This is a genomic window from uncultured Roseovarius sp., assembly GCF_947489715.1.
Taxonomy (GTDB): domain Bacteria; phylum Pseudomonadota; class Alphaproteobacteria; order Rhodobacterales; family Rhodobacteraceae; genus Roseovarius.
The window spans coordinates 767346-787736 of the sequence record NZ_CANLER010000002.1 but is presented as its reverse complement, the minus strand read 5'-3'; the positions used below and the strand labels follow the sequence as shown (position 1 = coordinate 787736).

General features: G+C 58.0%; 20 protein-coding genes. 14 read left to right on the top strand and 6 right to left on the bottom strand.

Annotated features, from left to right (window positions below; genetic code table 11):
* Nucleotides 1-160: 160 nt before the first annotated feature.
* Complete coding sequence (gene xrtD / locus Q1B27_RS09525; protein ID WP_299846802.1) at nt 161-1762, bottom strand: VPLPA-CTERM-specific exosortase XrtD; 1602 nt, start codon at nt 1760-1762, stop codon at nt 161-163.
* Between the two features lie 863 nt (nt 1763-2625).
* On the opposite strand from xrtD, the gene Q1B27_RS09520 reads away from it, so the two are divergent.
* Entirely contained in the window at nt 2626-3774 is a 1149-nt protein-coding gene (locus tag Q1B27_RS09520) for an amidohydrolase (RefSeq protein WP_299846800.1), read from the top strand.
* Between the two features lie 63 nt (nt 3775-3837).
* Nucleotides 3838-4386 (top strand): ATP-dependent protease subunit HslV, encoded by a 549-nt coding sequence (gene hslV / locus Q1B27_RS09515; protein WP_299846797.1) that lies wholly within the window; start codon nt 3838-3840, stop codon nt 4384-4386.
* Between the two features lie 30 nt (nt 4387-4416).
* Here the strand turns inward: hslV and Q1B27_RS09510 are convergent, their stop codons facing one another.
* Complete coding sequence (locus Q1B27_RS09510) at nt 4417-5226, bottom strand: quinoprotein dehydrogenase-associated SoxYZ-like carrier (protein WP_299846795.1); 810 nt, start codon at nt 5224-5226, stop codon at nt 4417-4419.
* Between the two features lie 142 nt (nt 5227-5368).
* Here Q1B27_RS09510 and Q1B27_RS09505 point away from each other — a divergent pair, with 142 nt between their 5' ends.
* Complete coding sequence (locus Q1B27_RS09505) at nt 5369-6412, top strand: quinoprotein relay system zinc metallohydrolase 2 (RefSeq protein WP_299846793.1); 1044 nt, start codon at nt 5369-5371, stop codon at nt 6410-6412.
* A gap of 3 nt (nt 6413-6415) precedes the next feature.
* On the opposite strand, the gene Q1B27_RS09500 is transcribed toward Q1B27_RS09505, so the two are convergent.
* The gene (locus Q1B27_RS09500; RefSeq protein ID WP_299846791.1) at nt 6416-7126 is read right to left on the bottom strand and encodes a hypothetical protein; all 711 of its coding nucleotides are present in this window, start codon (nt 7124-7126) and stop codon (nt 6416-6418) included.
* A 51-nt stretch (nt 7127-7177) separates the two neighbouring features.
* On the opposite strand from Q1B27_RS09500, the gene Q1B27_RS09495 reads away from it, so the two are divergent.
* From Q1B27_RS09495 to Q1B27_RS09470, 6 genes are all read left to right on the top strand, one after another.
* Complete coding sequence (locus Q1B27_RS09495; RefSeq protein WP_299846789.1) at nt 7178-8290, top strand: S-(hydroxymethyl)glutathione dehydrogenase/class III alcohol dehydrogenase; 1113 nt, start codon at nt 7178-7180, stop codon at nt 8288-8290.
* A 5-nt stretch (nt 8291-8295) separates the two neighbouring features.
* On the top strand, nt 8296-9132 hold the full coding sequence (fghA, locus tag Q1B27_RS09490) for an S-formylglutathione hydrolase (protein WP_299846856.1): 837 nt from the start codon (nt 8296-8298) through the stop codon (nt 9130-9132).
* 209 nt (nt 9133-9341) lie between these two features.
* On the top strand, nt 9342-11144 hold the full coding sequence (gene xoxF5, locus Q1B27_RS09485; protein ID WP_299846787.1) for a lanthanide-dependent methanol dehydrogenase XoxF5: 1803 nt from the start codon (nt 9342-9344) through the stop codon (nt 11142-11144).
* An 80-nt stretch (nt 11145-11224) separates the two neighbouring features.
* On the top strand, nt 11225-11743 hold the full coding sequence (locus tag Q1B27_RS09480; protein WP_299846785.1) for a c-type cytochrome, methanol metabolism-related: 519 nt from the start codon (nt 11225-11227) through the stop codon (nt 11741-11743).
* Between the two features lie 37 nt (nt 11744-11780).
* Nucleotides 11781-12572, top strand: a complete 792-nt coding sequence (locus Q1B27_RS09475) for a substrate-binding domain-containing protein (protein WP_299846855.1) — start codon at nt 11781-11783, stop codon at nt 12570-12572.
* The gene (locus tag Q1B27_RS09470; RefSeq protein ID WP_299846783.1) at nt 12569-13111 is read left to right on the top strand and encodes a PQQ-dependent catabolism-associated CXXCW motif protein; all 543 of its coding nucleotides are present in this window, start codon (nt 12569-12571) and stop codon (nt 13109-13111) included. Before Q1B27_RS09475 ends, Q1B27_RS09470 begins: the two co-directional genes overlap by 4 nt.
* Before the next feature lie 223 nt (nt 13112-13334).
* Here the strand turns inward: Q1B27_RS09470 and Q1B27_RS09465 are convergent, their stop codons facing one another.
* From Q1B27_RS09465 to Q1B27_RS09455, 3 genes are read right to left on the bottom strand one after another with little or no spacing between them, the layout of a single operon-like run.
* Nucleotides 13335-14150 carry a quinoprotein dehydrogenase-associated SoxYZ-like carrier gene (locus Q1B27_RS09465; protein WP_299846781.1) on the bottom strand — a complete coding sequence of 272 codons (816 nt, stop codon included), beginning with the start codon at nt 14148-14150 and terminating at the stop codon, nt 13335-13337.
* Between the two features lie 2 nt (nt 14151-14152).
* Complete coding sequence (locus Q1B27_RS09460; RefSeq protein ID WP_299846779.1) at nt 14153-15100, bottom strand: YncE family protein; 948 nt, start codon at nt 15098-15100, stop codon at nt 14153-14155.
* Nucleotides 15087-15626, bottom strand: a complete 540-nt coding sequence (locus Q1B27_RS09455; protein ID WP_299846777.1) for an SRPBCC family protein — start codon at nt 15624-15626, stop codon at nt 15087-15089. The genes Q1B27_RS09460 and Q1B27_RS09455 overlap by 14 nt, the downstream gene beginning before the upstream one ends.
* Before the next feature lie 229 nt (nt 15627-15855).
* Between Q1B27_RS09455 and Q1B27_RS09450 the strand changes: the two genes are divergently transcribed.
* Genes Q1B27_RS09450 through Q1B27_RS09430 form a run of 5 tightly spaced genes read left to right on the top strand, consistent with a single transcriptional unit; the run spans nt 15856 to nt 20390 of the window.
* The gene (locus Q1B27_RS09450; protein WP_299846775.1) at nt 15856-17046 is read left to right on the top strand and encodes an ABC transporter substrate-binding protein; all 1191 of its coding nucleotides are present in this window, start codon (nt 15856-15858) and stop codon (nt 17044-17046) included.
* A 17-nt stretch (nt 17047-17063) separates the two neighbouring features.
* Nucleotides 17064-18038, top strand: a complete 975-nt coding sequence (locus Q1B27_RS09445) for a YVTN family beta-propeller repeat protein (protein WP_299846772.1) — start codon at nt 17064-17066, stop codon at nt 18036-18038.
* Between the two features lie 9 nt (nt 18039-18047).
* Nucleotides 18048-19022: an ABC transporter substrate-binding protein gene (locus tag Q1B27_RS09440; protein WP_299846770.1), complete on the top strand. Its 975-nt coding sequence runs from the start codon at nt 18048-18050 to the stop codon at nt 19020-19022.
* Nucleotides 19012-19782 carry an ABC transporter permease gene (locus Q1B27_RS09435; RefSeq protein WP_299846768.1) on the top strand — a complete coding sequence of 257 codons (771 nt, stop codon included), beginning with the start codon at nt 19012-19014 and terminating at the stop codon, nt 19780-19782. Before Q1B27_RS09440 ends, Q1B27_RS09435 begins: the two co-directional genes overlap by 11 nt.
* Nucleotides 19779-20390, top strand: a complete 612-nt coding sequence (locus tag Q1B27_RS09430; RefSeq protein WP_299846766.1) for an ABC transporter ATP-binding protein — start codon at nt 19779-19781, stop codon at nt 20388-20390. Before Q1B27_RS09435 ends, Q1B27_RS09430 begins: the two co-directional genes overlap by 4 nt.
* The last annotated feature ends 1 nt before the right edge of the window (nt 20391 follow it).

Genomic DNA, 20391 nt, shown 5'->3' with positions numbered 1-20391 from the left:
TCTACGAACCCCACCAGAACGTGTACGGCATCGACAGCTTCGACTACTGGGTCGCAGACGAAAACGGCATGCTCTCTAAAGCAACCGTCACAGTCGACATCTTCAGCTTATAATCAAACCCCCCAACACCTAAAAAATCAAAGGTTGGGGGGCGAAAGATTTAAATTCCTGGTATAAATCTCGGGAGTTTGGTTAGAACACTTTGCATGCTGTCCTGCAGTCTCGCGTCGACATCGGCAATGGATTCCTTTGGACCGATATCGGTGATCAACCGCACGATAGCGCTGTCATTCCGGCCGTTGGTCAGCGTGCCCATCATCAGTTGCAGCTTGGCATTGAACATCGACGCCGTGCGCTCACCCTGCTGCTCGTACCAGTAATAGACAAGCATCCGGTTCACGCCCTTCTGAACAACCGCCCGATTCAGCGAGAACGGTTCGCCATATCCCGTGGCGGGCGTGGCTTCGATCTGCTCCAGCTTGGCAATTTCCCAACCCGCGCCGGGCAGGCAGAATTCAGGCGAATGCACACCGCCCTGATTCTGGTTCTCATACCAGGCGATGAACAGCTCAACCGGTTCTTCGACGGTGGGTTTGCGCATGCTCAGCGACAGGTAGTCATGCGCACGCAGGATTTTTTCAATCTCGGGGTCCAGCGAAATCTGGCGCCCTGTTGTCCAGTCTCCGGCTTGCGCGGGGAACAGTACAAAGGGATCGCGATCAATCGTGACCGCGTCGCGCTTCGGGACCGAATGCCATGCAACCGCCAGGACCGACACGACAGCCGCCGCCGTGATCAGCGCCCGCGACGGACGGATCAGCAGAATGCGTTTCGCCTGCGTGCCCAGACCATCAGTGTCCAGATCAAGCGCCTGGATCAGACCAATCCGATCCCGACGCAGCTTGACCATCACCCAGGCCAGCGCAAACAGGATCAGAACGCAGCTGACGAAAATCACCCAACCCTCGAAGAAATGCGAGAAACCTTCTAGATGGCTCAGCCCGTAATTGTTGACGATGATACCGGCAATCGCGATCCGAACTGAATTCATGAACACGGTGATCGGCGCAGCCGACACCAGCAGCACCGCCTTGTGCCACATCGGACCCTGGTAAAGCACTGCGAAAATATATGAGAAGCTGAGGATCGGGAACAGATACCGCAGTCCCGAACAGGCCTCGGCCACCTGAAGCTTATAGACCCCAAGGTCGATAATATTGCCTTCCAGATAGACGGGCACGCGCAACAATTGCAGGAAGTAAACACCCAGCTCAGATGAAATGCCCTGCAGATAGGTCGACACGCCGTAATACAGCGCCGCAGGCAGCGGCAGCATATAGACCAGATGCACGACCGGCGGCCAGAAATGCTTGCCGGTTTTCCACCCAAAACTGATCAGCAGGATCGCCCCGACCCAGAGGATCAACGCATAGGCCACGATGTCCCGGATCTCGATCATGTTTCCGGCAAAGCCCAGCGCAACCGCGATGATCAGCAGCACAACACCCGGCCAACGATCACTGACCGGCCCATCATTTATTGGCACGGTCTTGAGCTGGCGCAGGAACAACAGCCCCGACAGAACCGGAATCAGCGGTCCGTGACTGTATTCAGGCAGCTTCCACGCTTTCAGCAATTCCGCGATGCCGTCCCAGAAAAAGAAACCGGCGGCAATGGTCGCGACAATCAGCCAGAAAATTCCCAAATGGAAAAATCCGTTGCTGGATCGTGTGACTTCGGAGTGATGACTGGTAATGCTCATAAAGAATCTCGCGCCCCACAAACTAGGTTACAAACAGGTTTAGCCCGTATTTTCAAAAAGTTGGCTATTACGACAGACAGGGTTCAAGCGCGGATACTACTGTGGTTGAGTCCAAATTTCCACGGTAAATTAGGAACTTTGGGCGCACTCACGCGTCTGTTATCGACCGCGAGCAGGACGGCACGGCAAGGTCAGGCTTCAAAATCCATCTAAATATATTAAAATCATATACTTACACGTATATCATTGACCTTGCCAGAGATCGGCAGGGACCGTTCCACATTGTTGTCCACCTGGAAAATCACTGGTTCCGCGGCGTGGTAAAGGGCAAAAAAAGCGCAAAACAGGCCTTTTACAGATTCGCCCACCCGGTCTCCTGATGGACATGGCAAAACCAAAATGCCAAAAAAGAAGAGGGCGCCCAAACAGGACGCCCTCGTATTCTGGAACCGAAAAACTCACCACATGGGCTAACATTTTGCCCGACCCGAATAAGGCCACTCAGACCCGGTCACTATTCTGATCAAACGCTCTTGAATGAACCGCTGCTCAGAACCAAGCCCAACCACGAACCACAATATCGGCAAATTTTCGCCACATTTCAAGTTTCATCCGAAATTTCTTGCAAATTTATTAAAAACTTTCACCTTTCACGCGCTTTAGTTGAGTATTTTCGCGCTTAAGGCGAGATTTTTGAGCCCGATTTCGTCATTTCCCGGCAAACTATTCCCGGTTGAAGCGAATCAATTCGCACCCGTATGTAGAAAGCGGCGCATGATTTTTCCCCGATTGGCAGCTTTCAGCCGACTGCGCAGATGGCCCCGCTGATTGCGAAAGCAACCGTCACCTCATAGACATCCCGCATGAGCCTCACGAATTCCGACATTGCCGAGCTAACAGCGTTTCGCCATCTCCTCCACCGCCACCCCGAGGTCTCAGGCGAGGAACGCGAGACAGCAAGGCGCATACGCACCGCGCTGTCTGACCTCGCAACTGACAACGTGATCACCAATCTCGGCGGTCAGGGCATTGCAGCCACTTTCAACGGCGTCGCACCCGGCCCAACCATCCTGTTCCGCTGCGAGCTTGATGCACTTCCGACCCATGAGGTTCGGGATAGCCCCTATCGTTCGTCCATCGACGGCAAAGGGCATCTCTGCGGCCATGATGGGCATATGACAATCCTGACCGGGCTTGCGCGTCGTCTGGCAAGGCAACGCCCGGCCAGCGGCCGCGTCATTCTGCTGTTTCAACCGGCCGAGGAAACCGGCGCCGGGGCAGCGGCTGTCATCGCCGATCCGGATTTCGCCGGGATCACCCCCGATTACGCCTTTTCGCTGCACAATGAACCGGGATTGACGCTTGGCCATGTCGCGTTGAAATCCGGCCCGGTCTGCTGTGCTTCGCGTGGGCTTGAGATTATTTTCGCCGGCACGCCCGCCCATGCCTCGCAACCCGAAACCGGCACCTCACCCATGCCGGCACTTGCCAAGGTCATGCCCGCGCTCAGCGCCCTTAGCCAGGGCGGCACAAAAGATCCCGACTTCAGTCTCGTCACCGTCACACATGCAACGATGGGCGAGCCTGCATTTGGCATCGCACCAGGCGAGGCCACGATCTATGCCACCCTGCGCACTCTCACCGATGATCACATGGACGCCCTTGTCAGCTCTGCCCTTTCCTTGGTGGAACAGGCCGCCACGCAACATCATCTGACTGTGTCCCACCGGTTTCACGACATTTTCCACCATTGCGAAAACGACCTCGACGCGACCCGGATCATCGCCACCGCCCTCGACACACTTGGCATCCCGCAAACCGAAACCGGCCTGCCCTGGCGCCCGTCCGAAGATTTCGGACGCTTCGGTCAGACCGCCAAATCCGCCATGCTGTTTCTGGGGGCAGGCCTGGACACACCGCCATTGCACAACCCCAACTATGACTTTCCCGACGACCTGATCCCCATCGGCACCCGGATCTTCGAACAGATTGCCCGCGACCTGCTGGGTTAAGCCGCACCCTTGCGTCCGCGCCTTTCCCCTTCCATATAGTGCCCAGCAAAATGCGGAGGCCCCATGAGCAACGAATTCCCCGGCTGGCACGGCACCACGATCATCGGCGTTAAAAAAGGCGGCGAGGTTGTGATCGCCGGTGACGGACAGGTCAGCCTTGGCCAGACCGTGATCAAGGGCACCGCCCGCAAGGTTCGCAGGCTCAGCCCCGGTGGCACGGATATCGTCGCGGGATTTGCCGGTTCAACTGCAGATGCCTTCACTTTGCTCGAACGGCTGGAGGCCAAGCTCGAAGCAACCCCCGGCCAATTACAGCGGGCATCCGTGGAACTGGCCAAGGACTGGCGGACCGACAAGTATCTGCAAAAGCTCGAAGCGATGCTGATCGTCTCGGACGGGGCCGAGCTTTACGTGATCACCGGTGCCGGCGACGTGCTGGAACCCGAACATGACGTGACAGCGATCGGCTCGGGGGGCAACTACGCGCTGGCTGCCGCGCGAGGCATGATGGACAGTGACAAGACCGCCGAAGAGGTCGCCCGCGCCGCCATGGCCATCGCTGCCGACATCTGCGTCTATACCAACGGCAATCTCACGGTCGAGAAGATCTAAGGCTCCATGCGGGCCGATGAATTGGCCTGATCAGGTTTCGCCACCCTTCGGCATTGTGCGCTCAAATATATTGCCTTCGGTATCGGTCGCGCGCACACGCAGGGCATCCGCGCCGTTGTCGTTATATTCGAACCGGAACACCGGGTTTTCGCTGATCGAAATCCCGCCTTCGATCCGGAACAGCAGTTCCTCTCCCTGATAGACCGCCAGGTCATCAATGAAGAGCGCAGCGATAAAAAGCTGGGTGATCTGGTCACGCTGCAGGCCCGAATAGTTGGGGTGACGGATCATGATCTGGGCCTCGCGCCGGGGCACCGACATCTTGGCTTCGCTTTCGAAATGCTTCAGCCGCATCTTGCCCATATCCGCCAGCGCCAGCTCGGGATCTTTCGAGGCCGGGGCCGAACACCCGCCCGATGCCTTCACGAAACGGCCATTCATCAACTGCCCCTGATCGGTATCCGCGATCACGCGCACGTTGGAATACTGGTTGACCCTGACGCGAACTTCCATGTTCAGCGGCGCCATCGCCGGGCCGAATGTCATGTCTGCGGCCAGCGGGGCCGGGTTTTCATCAATCACGATCTTGGCCGAGGTGATATTCGCCTCCGGGTCGGTCTGGGTGATGACAATCGGCACGGTCGCGGCATCATGTGCACGATACGGCGCGTCCACCTCAAACACCCCGCTGCCATCGGCAATCTCGGCCTCTCCCATGATGTCAAACTGCAAATCCTGCCAGGTTTCGCCATCTGCCAGCGGGTTTTTCAGCGTTGCATCGGTCGCCAGGGCGGGGCTGGCCAGAAATGCAGCCAGGGTCGTAACTTTGACAATTCTCATCAACAATCCTCCTGTTCACAGGCGTTTTCGCCGCTGAATATGACATAAAACCGCCAAAAATACACTAGGCCATTGGTCGGTCTGGAACACAGGCGCGTCACTGTGCAGGTTTCTGATCACTCAGCAAGAAGAGGTACAGCGCGTGTTCGAAGCCATTCTCACCCTGTGTCTGGCCACAGGTGACACCTGCCGCCCGGTGTTGTTGCCCGGCTATGAAGCGGCAGACAGGACCGGGTGCGAACAGCGGTTGCAGGACAGCCCACCTGACATCTCAACTCTATTCACCGGCCTGACCGCCAGCGGAACACCCAGCTGCCAGCCAACCGGGAATACGCTCGACTTCACCGAGGCCGCGCCGGGCCTCTTCGTCCACCTGGGAAAGGTGGCAGAGCCGGATTTCGAAAATGCAGGTGACGTCTCAAACCTGGGCTTCATCATCGGCGACAGCTCGGTTGCGGTGATCGACGGCGGCAGTGCCCGCTGGATGGGCGAAGGCGTCTGGCGGGCGATCCGCGCCCGGACCGACCTGCCGGTCAGCCACGCGATTGTAACGCACATGCATCCCGATCATGCGCTGGGCATCAGCGTCTTTGCCGATGCGGGCGCACAGATCGTCGGGCATCGGGCGCTTGACCGGGCGCTGGCCGACCGGCGCGAGAATTACTTTGAAAGCCTCTCGATCCTGATTGGCCCCGACCGTTTCATCGGCACCGAGACTGCCGCCACCGATCTGCCGATCAACGACGTGACGCAGATTGATCTGGGCGGGCGGACCCTGTCGGTGCAGGCCTGGCCGCGTTCTCATACCGGCAGCGATCTGACGGTGCTGGACACGCAAACCGGCATTCTTTTTACCGGTGATCTGGTCTTTGACGACCACACGCCCGCGCTGGACGGGTCACTGATCGGGTGGCAATCAGTTCTGTCGGACCTGATCGACCTGCCCGTCCGCCAGATCGTGCCCGGCCATGGTGGGCCGATCCTGGACTGGCCACAGGGTGCCACGGCATTGCAGCGGTATCTCGATGTGCTGGCCGCCGATACCCGCGCGGCGATTGATCAGGGGCAGCGACTGGGCGATGCCATCGAAACCATCGCCGCGTCCGAGGCCCCGCATTGGCGCTTGTTCGAGGCTTATAACCCCCGCAACGCCACCGTCGCCTTTACCGAGCTTGAGTGGGAATAGCCCTCACTCCGCAACCTCGGCCAGCAACATCTGAGCGATGGCAAACAGGCGCTTTTCGATGATCACCGGGGTTTCGCAAACATAGGTCAACGACTGGGCGCGATCGGTAAAGATGCGCTCATCCCAGTCCAGTTGCTCCTCCAGCGCATCGACCTGATCGAAATCGGGGTTCTCGGCTGTCATCAGGTCATCCATCCGCGCACGGGTTGCGTCGATCTTTTCCGCCAGCGCGATCTGTTGCAGCGAATAGCCCTCGATACCGCGAATGATCTTGCCACGGGTCTGGGACAGCTTATCAAATGTATCGGCAAAGACATGGCCCAGCAGGGCAGTGTCATTCCCATAGGCCGTCGTAAAGGCGGTGACGTTTGGTGTCAGTTCTTCAACCGCAATGCGGCGCAGGGTCAGTCGACCCACCAATTCGTCCACAGCCTCTTTCTGGTCCGGCGCCAGTTCGATCGGTTCTGCCGGATGGGGCCACATCAGGCCGGTCGACAGGTTTTCAACCTTGCGCTGAATACAGGGCCAGGTCGGGTCCGAAAAATCAGCCGCCACCACGGGCGTAGCCGGACCGGTCAGAAGCAATCCGGCCAACAATAGCAGGGCATGGGAACAAAACGCATTTTTCATAAGCCGAAGTGTAGCCGAGAGAGGGGCAATGTCCATCTGTCCCAATACCAACCAAGGTCGCAATTGTTCGGTATCGGGACCCATTTATACTTTCCACTTGATGAACCGGGACTCGCCTTAGGGGGGAAGAAACAAATGCGCACAAGAGCGGCAGTTGCTCTGGAAGCGGGCAAGCCGATGGAGATCATGGAGGTGAACCTCGATGGTCCGAAGGCCGGTGAGGTCTTGGTCGAGATCAAGGCGACAGGCCTGTGCCATACGGATGAATTCACCCGGTCCGGCGACGACCCCGAAGGCATTTTCCCGGCCATTCTGGGCCATGAGGGCGCGGGCGTTGTGATTGAGGTGGGTGAAGGCGTGACCTCGCTGGAAGTGGGCGATCATGTGATCCCGCTCTACACGCCGGAATGCCGGACCTGCGAATATTGCCTGAACCCGAAAACCAACCTGTGTCAGTCGATCCGCGAAACGCAGGGCAAGGGCGTCATGCCCGATGGCACCTCACGTTTCTCGCTGCTCGATGGCACACCGATCCTGCACTACATGGGCTGTTCGACCTTTTCCAATCACACCGTGCTGCCCGAGATTGCGCTGGCCAAGGTCCGCAAGGACGCGCCCTTTGACAAGATCTGCTACATCGGCTGCGGCGTCACCACCGGCATCGGCGCGGTGATCAACACCGCCAAGGTCGAGATCGGCTCCAGGGGCATCGTGTTCGGCCTGGGCGGCATTGGTTTGAACGTCATCCAGGGCCTGCGATTGGCCGGTGCGGATCAGATCGTCGGCGTTGATCTCAACGACGGCAAGGTCGAGATGGCAACCCGTTTCGGCATGACCGATTTCGTCAATCCGTCGAAGGTCGACGGTGATCTGGTGGCGCATCTGGTCGAACTGACCGGCGGCGGTGCGGATTACACCTTTGATGCCACAGGCAACGTGGGCGTGATGCGCACGGCGCTGGAGGCGGCGCATAAGGGTTGGGGCGAAAGCATCATCATCGGCGTGGCACCGGCGGGCGCCGAGATCTCGACGCGGCCGTTCCAGCTTGTCACCGGACGCAGCTGGCGCGGCACGGCGTTTGGCGGCGCGCGCGGTCGTACCGATGTGCCCAAGATCGTCGACTGGTACATGGACGGCAAGATCGAGATCGATCCGATGATCACCCATATTCTCGACCTCGACGACATCAATAAAGGCTTCGACATGATGCATGCCGGCGAAAGCATTCGAAGCGTGGTGGTCTACTGATGGAGCTGGAGGTCGTTTCGCAAAACAGGTGTTTCGGTGGGGTGCAATCAGTCTGCACACATCCCTCCAATACCTGCGGTGTCGAAATGACCTTTGCGGTTTACCTCCCCCCCCAGGCCGAAGAAGGACCGGTACCGGCCCTGTGGTACCTCAGCGGCCTGACCTGCACCCACGAAAACGTCATGACCAAGGGCGGCTTTCAGGAACATGCATCTGATCATGGTATCGCGCTGATATTCCCCGACACATCCCCACGTGGCGAGGGTATTGCCGACGATCAGGCGTATGATCTGGGGCAGGGCGCTGGGTTTTATGTCAATGCCACCCGCGATCCTTGGCGCACGAATTACCGGATGTATGATTATGTCGTCTCGGAACTGCGCGCCACCATCGGCGATCATTTTCCGATCAGCAACCGGCACGGCATCACCGGGCATTCGATGGGCGGCCACGGCGCCCTGACCATCGCCCTGCGCAATCCGGAAATCTTTGATTCCGTCTCGGCCTTTGCACCGATCACCAACCCCACCCAATCCGATTGGGGCCGCAAACAGCTCAGCGCCTATCTGGGCGACGACGAATCCGCCTGGTCCTGCTACGATTCCTCGATCCTGTTGGAAGAATACGGATGGAAAGACGACATCCTGATTGATCAGGGATCGCAGGATCAGTTTCTCGACTTGCTGAAACCGGAATCGCTGGCATCCGTCATGGCGAAAAAGCGCCAGCCGGGGCTGGTACGCATGCAACCGGGTTATGACCACAGCTACTACTTTGTTACAACTTTTGCGCGGGACCATGTTGAATGGCACGCCGAAAGATTGTGGCGCACACAACAATAAGGAACACCACCACCACGTTTTCGTCCCCCCGGGGGACGACGCAGAAATACAGAAGAGGAGGAGTTTGAAAAGGAAACGCAAATACCGACCCGTCGGGAGGAAAGACAATAGCGCCGGGTCCAATTCAGGCCAGCCGGTCGCCACTATAAAAATCGCACTTTACGATTGTGGCGGCACAGGCAGGCGAACCATCAACTAGGGAGTTGAACATGAAAAAGCTACTCGCTTTGACATCCACCATCGCCTTATGCGCGGCCAGTTGGTCCAGCGCGAATGAGGCGTTGATGGGTGAAATCAGTAACCCGGATCAATGGGCTATCCAGACCGGGGATTACAAGAACCAGCGCTTCTCGCAGCTGGAACAGATCAACAAGGACAATGTGGGCGACCTGCAAGTGGCCTGGACCTTCTCGACCGGCGTTCTGCGCGGCCATGAAGGCTCACCGCTGGTGATCGGCGACACGATGTATCTGCATACACCGTTCCCCAACATCGTCTACGCGCTGGATCTGGCCAATGACGGCAAGATCAAGTGGAAATACGAGCCCAAGCAGGATCCGGATGTCATTCCGGTGATGTGCTGTGACACCGTGAACCGCGGTGTGGCCTATGCCGATGGCAAGATCTTCCTGCATCAGGCCGATACCACCGTCGTGGCGCTCAATGCCGATACCGGTGCGGTCGAATGGTCCGTCGTGAACGGCGACCCGTCCAAGGGTGAAACCAACACAGCCACGGTGCTGCCGGTCAATGACAAGGTCATCGTCGGTATCTCGGGCGGTGAGTTCGGCGTGCGCGGCAGCGTGACCGCCTATAACATGGCCGATGGCAGCCTGGCCTGGCGTGCCTATTCGATGGGTCCGGACAGCGATATTCTTGTCGATCCCGAAACCACGACACATCTGGGCAAACCGGTTGGCGCGGATTCAGGTACCAACACATGGGAAGGCGATCAGTGGATGATCGGCGGCGGCACCACCTGGGGCTGGTATTCCTATGATGCCGAGGAAAACCTCGTCTATTACGGCACCGGCAACCCGTCCACCTGGAACCCGGCCCAGCGCCCGGGAGACAACCGTTGGTCGATGACAATCATGGCGCGTGATGCCGATACCGGCATGGCGAAATGGTTCTACCAGATGACCCCGCATGACGAGTGGGATTATGACGGTATCAACGAGATGATCCTGACCGAACAGGAAATCGATGGCGAGATGCGCAAGCTTCTGACCCATTTCGACCGGAACGGCCTGGGCTACACCATGGACCGCGTGACCGGTGAACTTCTCGTGGCCGAACCCTTCGACCCGGTCGTGAACTGGACCACCGGTGTTGACATGGACCCCGAGTCTGAAACCTACGGTCGTCCGGCCGTGGTGGCTCAGTACTCGACCGAGCAGAACGGCGAAGACGTGAACTCGACCGGTATCTGCCCGGCCGCACTTGGCTCCAAAGACCAGCAACCGGCAGCCTATTCGCCGGAAACACAGCTGTTCTACGTGCCGACCAACCATGTCTGCATGGATTACGAGCCGTTCCGCGTCAGCTATACTGCGGGTCAACCCTATGTGGGCGCGACACTGTCGATGTACCCGGCGCCAGACAGCCACGGCGGCATGGGCAACTTCATCGCCTGGGACAACATCGCAGGTGAAATCAAGTGGTCGCTGCCCGAGCAGTTCTCGGTCTGGTCCGGTGCGCTGGCAACAGCGGGCGATATCGTCTTCTACGGCACCCTCGAAGGGTATCTGAAGGCGGTCAACGCCGAAACGGGTGAAGAACTTTACAAGTTCAAGACACCCTCGGGCATCATCGGTAACGTGATGACCTACAGCCACGGCGGCAAACAGTATGTCGGCATCCTGTCGGGTGTTGGCGGCTGGGCCGGGATCGGCCTTGCGGCTGGCCTGACCAACCCGAATGACGGTCTGGGTGCCGTGGGCGGCTATGCAGCCCTCAGCGACTATACCGCACTGGGCGGTCAGCTGACCGTGTTTGCCCTGCCGAACTGATCGGCGACAACGCAAGAAACTGCGGATTGGCACGGGGCAACACCCGTGCCAATCTGTCTGATAAGAACCAGAGGACAAGTATGAAACCGATTGCAAGCCTTCTTGGCGCCAGCCTTCTCGCCGCAACGGCATCCGTTGCCCTCGCGCAGGACGATACGCCCGACAACATCGCGGTCGCATATGAAGAGGACGGTCGCTATTTCACCGAAGACGACGTTCCCACCTACAATGTCGCCGAAGACGGCACCATCGACTGGCCCAGCTATTCCGGCTTCCGGCGCTATCACTCCGAATGCCACGTCTGCCACGGCCCCGAGGGCGAAGGCTCGACCTATGCACCGGCCCTCAAGGTCTCGGCGATCGACATGGATTATTACGACTTCTACGATGTGGTCGTGAATGGCCGTCAGAAAATCGACGCATCGCATCAGTCGGTAATGCCGGCCTTTGGCGATAACCCCAATGTCATGTGCTACCTCAACGATATCTATGTCTATCTCAAGGCCCGCGGTACGGATGCGATCCCCCGTGGCCGTCCGGGCAAGAAAGAGAAAAAATCAGACGTCATTCGCGAGGACGAGAATGCGTGCCTGGGCTGACTCACTGGCCAATCTGACACTGGTGGCCCTGTTGTCGATGCTGACAGCAGGGCCTTCCTTTGCCCAGACATCCGACCTGGTGTCGAAGAACGCACTGCGCGTCTGTGCCGATCCGGCCAATTTCCCGATGTCCGATGACAAGGGGCAGGGCTATGAAAACCAGTTGGCCGAACTGATCGCCGCCAAGCTGGAAAAACCCGTGTCCTATACCTGGTATCCAATGGCCACCGGGTTCATCCGCAACACGCTGCGCGCCAATAAATGCGATGTCGTCATGGGCTATGCGCAGGGTCACGAAATGGTGCTGAACACCAATCATTATTTCACCTCCGCCTACACGCTTGTCGTGCCCCGGGATGGCCCGTTGGCGGATGTCACGACCCTGTCGGATCCCACCCTCAAAGAGCACGATATCGGCATCATAGCTGGCAGTCCCCCGGCGACGCATATGGCGCGCAACGGCCTGCTGACCTCTGCCAAACCCTATAATCTCGTGGTGGATCGCCGCCACGAATCGCCGGTGATCGACATGCTGGACGATCTTTCGGCAGGTGTGACCGACGCGGCGATCATCTGGGGGCCGCTCGCCGGTCCGCTGGTCAAGAAGGATTACCCGAACCTCAAGGTTACGCCGCTGCTGTCGGAAACCCTGCCACCGCGCCTGTTTTTCCGCATCACGATGGGCGTCCGGCAAGGTGAAAAGGTCTGGCAGCGCAAGCTCAATTCGCTGATCCGCCGCAACCAGGATGAGATCAACGCGGTGCTGATCGACGCGGGCGTTCCCCTTCTGGATAATATGGGGACAGGTTTGCTGGACGCGACCAAATGATCCGCGCGGCGGCTTTGACGGCGGCCCTTGCCCTTTCCGCATTTGCCGCCATCGCGCAGGAGGTTGAACCAGACGAATATCGCATGGATCATTACCGTGGCCCGGTCCCTGAAACGCTGGCCGGGGGCACCGTGGTGGATTCCGAGAAAGCGCATGAGCTGTGGCAAACCGGTGAGATCGCCTTTATCGACGTCCTCCCCCGGCCGCCCAAACCCAAGAACCTGCCCGAGGGCACGATCTGGCGCGAAAAGCCGCGCCATTCGATCCCCGGCTCGATCTGGCTGCCCAATGTGGGCTACGGCGCACTGGCCGAGATTACCCATGACTATTTCCAGCGCGGCCTGACAAAGGCCACGGGTGGCGACAGGGATCACCCGGTCCTGCTCTTTTGTCTCGAAGAATGCTGGATGTCATGGAACGCCGCCAAACGCGCACTGGAATATGGCTACACCCAAGTCTACTGGCTGCCCGAAGGCACCGACGGCTGGACGTTTTTCGATTACCCGACCGAAGTGATCGAGGCCGAGCCCGAACCCTGAGGCGCGCGCACCTAGCTCGCGTCACAGGAATTGGCGGTCGGCGTGTCGTCGTCCCGGCGGCGATTAACCCGAACTCAAGGCGCTCGCCTTGTTAACCCGGCCATTTACCGATCTCCGCACCGACGTAATACCGACAAAATACCGACGTTATACCGATTTTGCTTTTCGTGTGATTTCAGCCCGTCAACCATGATTCGCCACCCTCACGCGGCAAATCACGGTTTCAGTGCGCTTCCAGCGTTTTATGCGCGTGGGTAACCGTGCCATCCGTGTCGGTCATGGTCACATCCACCGAATGGGTCTTGCGCGGGACCGACATGCTGATGCGCGGATTTTCCGACAGCGAAATACTGCCCGTCACATCCACATATCCGCCCCCGTCCAGCTCGATATCCAGCTCACCGACATAGCGCATCGGGATGAACAACAGCGTGATCTGATCCATCTGCATGCCCGAATGGCTGGGATGGCTGATATCCAGATCGACCTGTTTTTCACGGGCCAGCAAAGCCCCCAGCTTGGCCGATGCCGATGCGGTCTGCGCATTCCCCTCGATCCCGATGGTCATGTTGCCCAGCGTCGCCAATGCCTCTGCCGGATCCGTACCCGGCGGGGCGGCGCACGCGCCCTGACCCGAGGTTTTCACAAAGGTCTCGGCCACAAATAGCTGTCCGTCGGTGGTCTCGGCCACCACATGCAGCGGCGTCGGCCCATTGACCCGCATCGTGACGTCAAAGAAGAACCGTTTCTGCGGCTCATCAAAGGTAAAGACCGCCGACAGGGGCATCGGATTTTCATCCAGGATCACCTGCACATTCCCCAGCATTCGGCCCTCGGGCGCCTCGATCTGGGCCGCGATCTGCGTACGCGCATCATCGCGTGTCCGGTAAGGCGCATCAATCGCGATCAGGCGCGTTCCGTCCTGTAATTCACGCCCGTCATAGAGGGCATCCGCCAGATCAGGCCAGCTGGGTTCGGCCGCATGAACGGGCAGGGCACCCGCCAGCAAAAGCAAAGAGGAAAGGGCCAAACGGATCATCATCAGTTCCTTCGCGCTACAAATTTTCCAAACGCACGGGGTCCATCGCCCGTGCCAATCTCACCCGTGACTTCCAGTTTCGTGGCGTCAATCAGGCTGACCGTATTGGAGAACCAGTTTGCCACAATTACGGTTTGTCTGTCACTGGTTATGTCAATTCCCTCGGGGTATTCACCCACGTCGATGGTCGCCACGGGCGCCAATGTTTCAAGGTCGATCACACTGACCGTGTCGGCATATTGGTTGGTCACAAACGCCCGCCCTTGGGCAAACGCCACACCATAGGGCCGCGCCCCAACCGCCACCGTCGCAAGCAACTTTCCCGCAGCAGGATCAAGCACTGTCACATCGTCCGATCCGACATTGCCAACAAACAGCCGGCCATCCGGGGCAAAGCCCAGCCCGAACGGGCGCGTGCCCACCCCAAGCCGGTGCCGCAACATAAGGTCATCAAGATCGAATACCGAGATCTGATCAGCATCCCGATCAGCCGAAACCAGCAATCCGCCATCCGGCGAGATCGCAAGCCCCGCTGGCGCCGCTCCGGTTCCAAGAGTACCTTGAAGGTCCAGCGTATCTGAGTTCAGTACCCAGATACGCGCATTGTACCAATCCGACACGAAAAGCCTGTTCTCTTCAGCGTCCAGCGCAATGCCAATCGGCCCGCCATCCAGCATAGTCGCCTTTAAAACATTACCATTTCCGGCATCATACTTACGCACGACCTTGCTGCCCGGCGAGACGGTAAAGAAATGTCCGGCGCCATCAACCGCCACGCCGGCAGGTTGTCCCGGCACCGAAATCCGCGCCACTTCGACCCGGGCTTGCAGGTCCAGTACACTGACTTCTTCGCTATTCTGATTGGTCACGAATGCAAAATCCCCCGCCACCACCGAAGTGGCGACGAGGGCAGGGAGAAGCCCCAGAAGGATGAGCTTAATTCGTTCCACCAAAGCGTTCGGTTAGCGCATCAAGCCCCGCCTGATACACGCCGGTCACCGCGGCAATTGCTGCCTCATCATTCAGTTCTGGCGGCGGGTCGTTATTGGGATATCCGCGATAGAAGGCTCCGCGCCATTCGATCAGCGACCCACCGCTATCAAGCGGTTTGACCGTGAGATGCGAGGAATAATTTGTCACCGGCAACACCTCGACCAGGACATCTGTGATCCGGTAGGAATAGCTCATCTTCTCATCGCTGAACTTATACAGCACTTCCGAGATGGTGGGCCCGCCCTCCTCCCCAAGGGTCAGCACGCGGGTGGCGTCGATGTCATTGCCACCTTCGCCCGTCGAGGAATGCACCGCCGGATGCCAGCTCATGTCCTGAAAATTGCCGATTACAGCCCAGACATCTGCCGGGGCGGCAGCAACTTCGGTTGTCACCGTGACCTTCTGTCGTGTCGGCCCATGCGCCATCGACATCACAGGCAGTACAAGCCCGACAATCATCAAAAGAAATTTCAGATGTCGCATGGGGTCCTCATATGTTGACAGCGTTATTTTCCAAGGCTTGGCGCAGCCACATTCGTCAGCAGTACATTTGCTTATGAAATCAACGCTATTTCCGCGAATTCAATCATGTCATGATCGTAAGGATTGCAGCCATTCCTGCAATGCGCCAAAAGTCTATGTTTGAGCGGCCTGACCGCTCTGGCACACTTGCCCAGATGCCATAGAAAAATCGGCAGGACAGGAGGGGATTTTGCATCGGATCGTGATCTTGCTAACGGCTTGCCTGCTGGTCCTTTGCAGCAGCTTTGCCGCACGCGCCGCCGATATCCGCAGCGCCATATTCCGCATTGACTATCCCGAGGTCGCGCCGATTTCACGCTTCGAGGCCAAACCGGACGATTTGGGGTTTGCCGGTGCATCCCTGGCCAATGAAGATAACCTGACCACGGGTCAGTTTCTGGGGCACACCTACGAGGTCGACAACATAACGGCGCCACCGGATCAGGCGGATACCGCCTTTCAGGCGCTGTTGGACGCGGGCCACACGATCATCGTTGTTCTAGCCAATGCCAATGATCTGCTACGCTTGGCTGATATGGCGGGGCCGGATGTTCTGATCCTGAATGCCATGGCGCAGGACACGCCGCTGCGTAGCGATATGTGCCGGGGTAATATCTTGCATGTCGTCCCGTCGCACGCGATGCAGGCCGATGCCATTGCACAGTTCACCATTTGGAAAAAATGGCCCCGCTGGTTTTTAATCCACGGCTCCAATCCCGAAGACCAGGTTATGGCAGATGCATATCGCCGGGCAGCGATCAAGTTTGGCGCAAAGATTGTTGAGGAGAGAGAATTCGAGGATACGGGCGGTTCCCGGCGCACTGATACCGGGCATGTTCTGGTCCAGCGTCAGATCCCTGTTTTCACACAGAATGCCGCAAAACACGATGTGGTCATTGCCGCAGACGCGTCAGATGTTTTTGCCCCTTACCTGCCATTTCACCTTTGGACACCACGACCGGTCCTCGGGGCTGCGGGCCTCCGCCCAATCAGCCTGCACCCGGCCCACGAAGCCTGGGGCGCGACCCAATTCCAACGCAGGTTCGAGGCGCTGACAGGTCGCTATGTTCGCGCCGAAGATTACCAGGCATGGCTGGGCCTTCGAGTGGTCGGCGAAGCCGTGACCCGCACCGGGTCGAGTGATGTGAATACGCTGCGCGACTATATCCTGAGCGATGCGTTCGAACTGGCGGCTTTCATGGGCCAGAAGGTTACCTTCCGCGACTGGAATGGCCAGTTGCGCACACCAGTCCTGCTTTACGATGGTCGCATTACCGTCAGCGTCTCACCACAAGACGGTTTTCTGCACCAGCGCTCACCGCTTGATACACTTGGCCTTGATGCCCCCGAATCCGACTGCACGGCATTCACCCGACCCTGAAACACAGGAGTTCCCCAATGAAGTACCTGCTGCTTGCCACTTGCCTGACTGCTTTTCTTGCCACCCCTGCCGCCGCCAACAAGGTGTTTGTCAGCAACGAGAAGGGCAACACTGTTACGGTTCTGGACAGCGATACCTGGGAGGTACTGACAGAATTCCCCGCCGGCAATCGCCCGCGCGGGATAACAGTCAGCCCCGATGGCAAGTTGCTTTATGTCTGCGCCTCTGATGACGATACAGTGCGAGTTTTCGACACCGAAACTTATCAGGAACTCTATACGCTGCCCTCGGGCCCCGACCCAGAGCTTTTCATTCTGCATCCCAGCGGCAATCCGCTATATATCGCCAACGAGGACGATAACCTTGTCACGGTTGTCGACACCGCAAGCCACACGGTTCTGGCCGAAGTGCCCGTTGGTGTCGAACCCGAGGGCATGGGCATAAGCCCCAATGCGCAATTCGTGGTGAATACCTCTGAGACAACGAACATGGCGCATTTCATTGACACGTCTGACTATCAGATCAAACACAATATTCTGGTCGATCAGCGCCCGCGCTATGCGCAATATTCCGATGATGGATCAACGCTTTACGTGACCTCGGAAATCGGTGGTACGGTCAGCGTGATTGATATCGCCGAAGACGGCACGCCAAACCTGTCCCACAAGATCACCTTTGAAGTGCCAGGCGTTCTGCCTGAATGGTTACAGCCGGTGGGTGCCAAGATCACTGCCGATGCCAAAACACTATTCGTGGCGCTTGGCCCCGCCAACCGCGTCGCGGTCATCGACGCGGAAACCAACGAGGTCGAGGATTACATCATCACCGGTCAGCGGGTCTGGCAACTGGCGTTTACACCCGATCAGAAATACCTGATCACCACCAACGGAAATTCCAACGACGTGACGATCATTGATGTCGACTCCAAAAAAGCCATCAAGTCGGTTCAGGTCGGACAACAGCCCTGGGGTGTTGTTGTTACACCAGATTAGAGGGTTGGTATGAAGCGCCAGCTCATACATCTTCTAGCCCTCCTTTGGCTGCTGCTTGGCGGTGGCACTGCAGTTGCGGAAGATATCCCAAAAATACGCGCCGCCGTTTTGCAAATCGGGACGGTCAACTGGGAACTGCAAACTATCCTGAACAATGGATTTGATCGTGCGAATGGGTTCGAGTTGCTGGTTCAGCCCTATGCCGATAACGGCGCAACACGCGTAGCCTTGGAAGGCGATGCTGCTGATCTGGCCGTGGCGGATTGGATATGGACGGCCCGGCAAAGAGCGGCGGGCAAGGACTATGTCTTCATCCCTTACTCCCGCGCGACCGGAGGCCTGGTGGTGCCGGCGGAGAGCCCGGTGCAATCTCTGCCAGATCTGAAAGGTCGCAGCCTCGGCATTGTTGGTGGGCCCTTGGACAAAAGCTGGCTTATCCTTCAGGCCTATGCTGCGCAGGTGCACGGATTTGACCTGTCTGCTGAAACCGAACAGGTCTACGGCGCGCCGCCCCTGATGTTCAAGGTCGGCCTAAGTGGGGAGACCGACGGTGTGATTAACTTCTGGCACTTCCTCGCCAAAATGAAAGCAGAAGGCATGCGCGAGGTCGTCTCGGTTTCGGAGGCCACACACGCTTTGGGGTTAAACCCCGAGACGCCGCTTGTAGGCTACATTTTCAAGGAACGCTTTTTACGCGAAAATCCTGGCCTGGCCCATGCATTCTATCAGGCGACGCGCGATGCCAAAGATTTGCTGGCACGCGATGATGCAGCCTGGGAAGAAATCCGTACAATGATGAACGCCAAATCAGACGCGCAATTCAAACAGCTTCGTGCCGATTTCCGTGCTGGTATTCCGACTGACGGACCAGTCGACCAAGCTGATGCCGCGCAATTTCTTGCACTGATGGCAGAACTTGGCGGCGATAAACTGGTTGGGCGGGCCACAACATTGCCCGATGGCCTCTTTGCCGATGTCAGATAGTCCCCAAACCCTGACCGGGAGAGGTGTTGTTCCGGCGATTTCACTACTGGGGTTTCTGGCGTTATGGGTCATTTCCGCAGCACTGACGGCCGATCCACAAATTCTGCCATCTCCTTTTGCGCTGATCACGCCCTTTTTAGAGGAGCTGCGCACCGGCACGCTGCCATTTCATCTGGGTCAAACACTGATCCGGGTGATCTGGGCGTTCGGATTGGCAATGGGTCTCGGGTTGGCACTTGGCTTGATTATGGGACGGTCTCAGTCGGTCAATCGTTGGCTTGATCCGTGGCTGGTGGTTTTTCTGAACCTCCCGGCGCTGGTGCTGATTGTCTTGTGTTATCTCTGGATCGGATTGAATGAGACGGCGGCCATCGTGGCCGTCACGTTGAACAAAATACCAAACGTCACCACTGTCATTCGCGAAGGCGCCCGGGCGCTCAACCCGAATCTGGATGCCATGGCAAAGGTCTATCGTATGCCGCGTTTTGCCAGTTTTCGTCATGTAATACTGCCACAACTCGCACCCTTTATCGCCGCTGCCGCACGCTCAGGCCTCGCCGTGATTTGGAAAATCGTGCTGGTGGTCGAATTTCTGGGCCGTTCGAACGGTGTCGGCTTCCAGATCCATCTTTATTTCCAATTGTTCGATGTGGGCATGGTCCTGATTTATGCACTGTCCTTCATTGCGGTCATGTTGGCAGTCGAGTGGCTCTTCATCCAACCCTGGGAATGGCGTGTGCGACGCTGGCGGATGTCATGATCAAGGTGGACGTACAGTGCAAATCCTTCGGCGAAACGCCGGTTCTGGGTAAAGTCTCGCTCACAATAGAAAAGGGCGAAACCGTCGCGATTCTAGGCCCTTCGGGTATTGGGAAATCAACCCTGTTACGGATCATCGCCGGGATCGACGATGACTATCACGGGACCGTTGTACGGCCCGACAATATGGCGATCGTTTTTCAGGAACCGACTTTGTTGCCTTGGCGCAGCGTAATTCAGAACCTTACACTGCTGCATCCTGACTTGTCGAAGTCTAATGCAACGGAGATGCTGGAACGGGTTGGCATCGCCGACAAATCCGGCCTTTTCCCCGGCCAGTTGTCATTAGGTCAACAACGGCGACTTGCACTGGCTCGTGCCTTTGCCGGCGCGCCGGATTTTCTGGTCATGGATGAGCCCTTCGTATCACTTGACGCTGGCACCGCCACGGCCATGCTGGAGCTGACCGAAACGTTGATCGCGGATTGTAAGCCCGCGACGCTATTCGTCACTCATTCCCAGGCCGAGGCAACCCGCCTGGCCACCCGCATTCATACGCTGAGCGGTTCGCCCGCCACACTTGATCTAATCACACAGAAAGGAACCTGAT

Excerpts from the sequence above, each read along its gene's own strand:
- Q1B27_RS09465 (WP_299846781.1), bottom strand. The coding sequence starts at position 14,150 with ATGATCCGTTTGGCCCTTTCCTCTTTGCTTTTGCTGGCGGGTGCCCTG.
- Q1B27_RS09445 (WP_299846772.1), top strand. The coding sequence starts at position 17,064 with ATGAAGTACCTGCTGCTTGCCACTTGCCTGACTGCTTTTCTTGCCACC.
- Q1B27_RS09495 (WP_299846789.1), top strand. The coding sequence starts at position 7,178 with ATGCGCACAAGAGCGGCAGTTGCTCTGGAAGCGGGCAAGCCGATGGAG.
- Q1B27_RS09455 (WP_299846777.1), bottom strand. The coding sequence starts at position 15,626 with ATGCGACATCTGAAATTTCTTTTGATGATTGTCGGGCTTGTACTGCCT.
- Q1B27_RS09510 (WP_299846795.1), bottom strand. The coding sequence starts at position 5,226 with ATGAGAATTGTCAAAGTTACGACCCTGGCTGCATTTCTGGCCAGCCCC.
- xoxF5 (WP_299846787.1), top strand. The coding sequence starts at position 9,342 with ATGAAAAAGCTACTCGCTTTGACATCCACCATCGCCTTATGCGCGGCC.
- Q1B27_RS09440 (WP_299846770.1), top strand. The coding sequence starts at position 18,048 with ATGAAGCGCCAGCTCATACATCTTCTAGCCCTCCTTTGGCTGCTGCTT.
- Q1B27_RS09435 (WP_299846768.1), top strand. The coding sequence starts at position 19,012 with ATGTCAGATAGTCCCCAAACCCTGACCGGGAGAGGTGTTGTTCCGGCG.
- Q1B27_RS09430 (WP_299846766.1), top strand. The coding sequence starts at position 19,779 with ATGATCAAGGTGGACGTACAGTGCAAATCCTTCGGCGAAACGCCGGTT.
- Q1B27_RS09480 (WP_299846785.1), top strand. The coding sequence starts at position 11,225 with ATGAAACCGATTGCAAGCCTTCTTGGCGCCAGCCTTCTCGCCGCAACG.
- Q1B27_RS09500 (WP_299846791.1), bottom strand. The coding sequence starts at position 7,126 with ATGGGTCCCGATACCGAACAATTGCGACCTTGGTTGGTATTGGGACAG.
- Q1B27_RS09470 (WP_299846783.1), top strand. The coding sequence starts at position 12,569 with ATGATCCGCGCGGCGGCTTTGACGGCGGCCCTTGCCCTTTCCGCATTT.
- xrtD (WP_299846802.1), bottom strand. The coding sequence starts at position 1,762 with ATGAGCATTACCAGTCATCACTCCGAAGTCACACGATCCAGCAACGGA.
- hslV (WP_299846797.1), top strand. The coding sequence starts at position 3,838 with ATGAGCAACGAATTCCCCGGCTGGCACGGCACCACGATCATCGGCGTT.
- Q1B27_RS09520 (WP_299846800.1), top strand. The coding sequence starts at position 2,626 with ATGAGCCTCACGAATTCCGACATTGCCGAGCTAACAGCGTTTCGCCAT.
- Q1B27_RS09475 (WP_299846855.1), top strand. The coding sequence starts at position 11,781 with ATGCTGACAGCAGGGCCTTCCTTTGCCCAGACATCCGACCTGGTGTCG.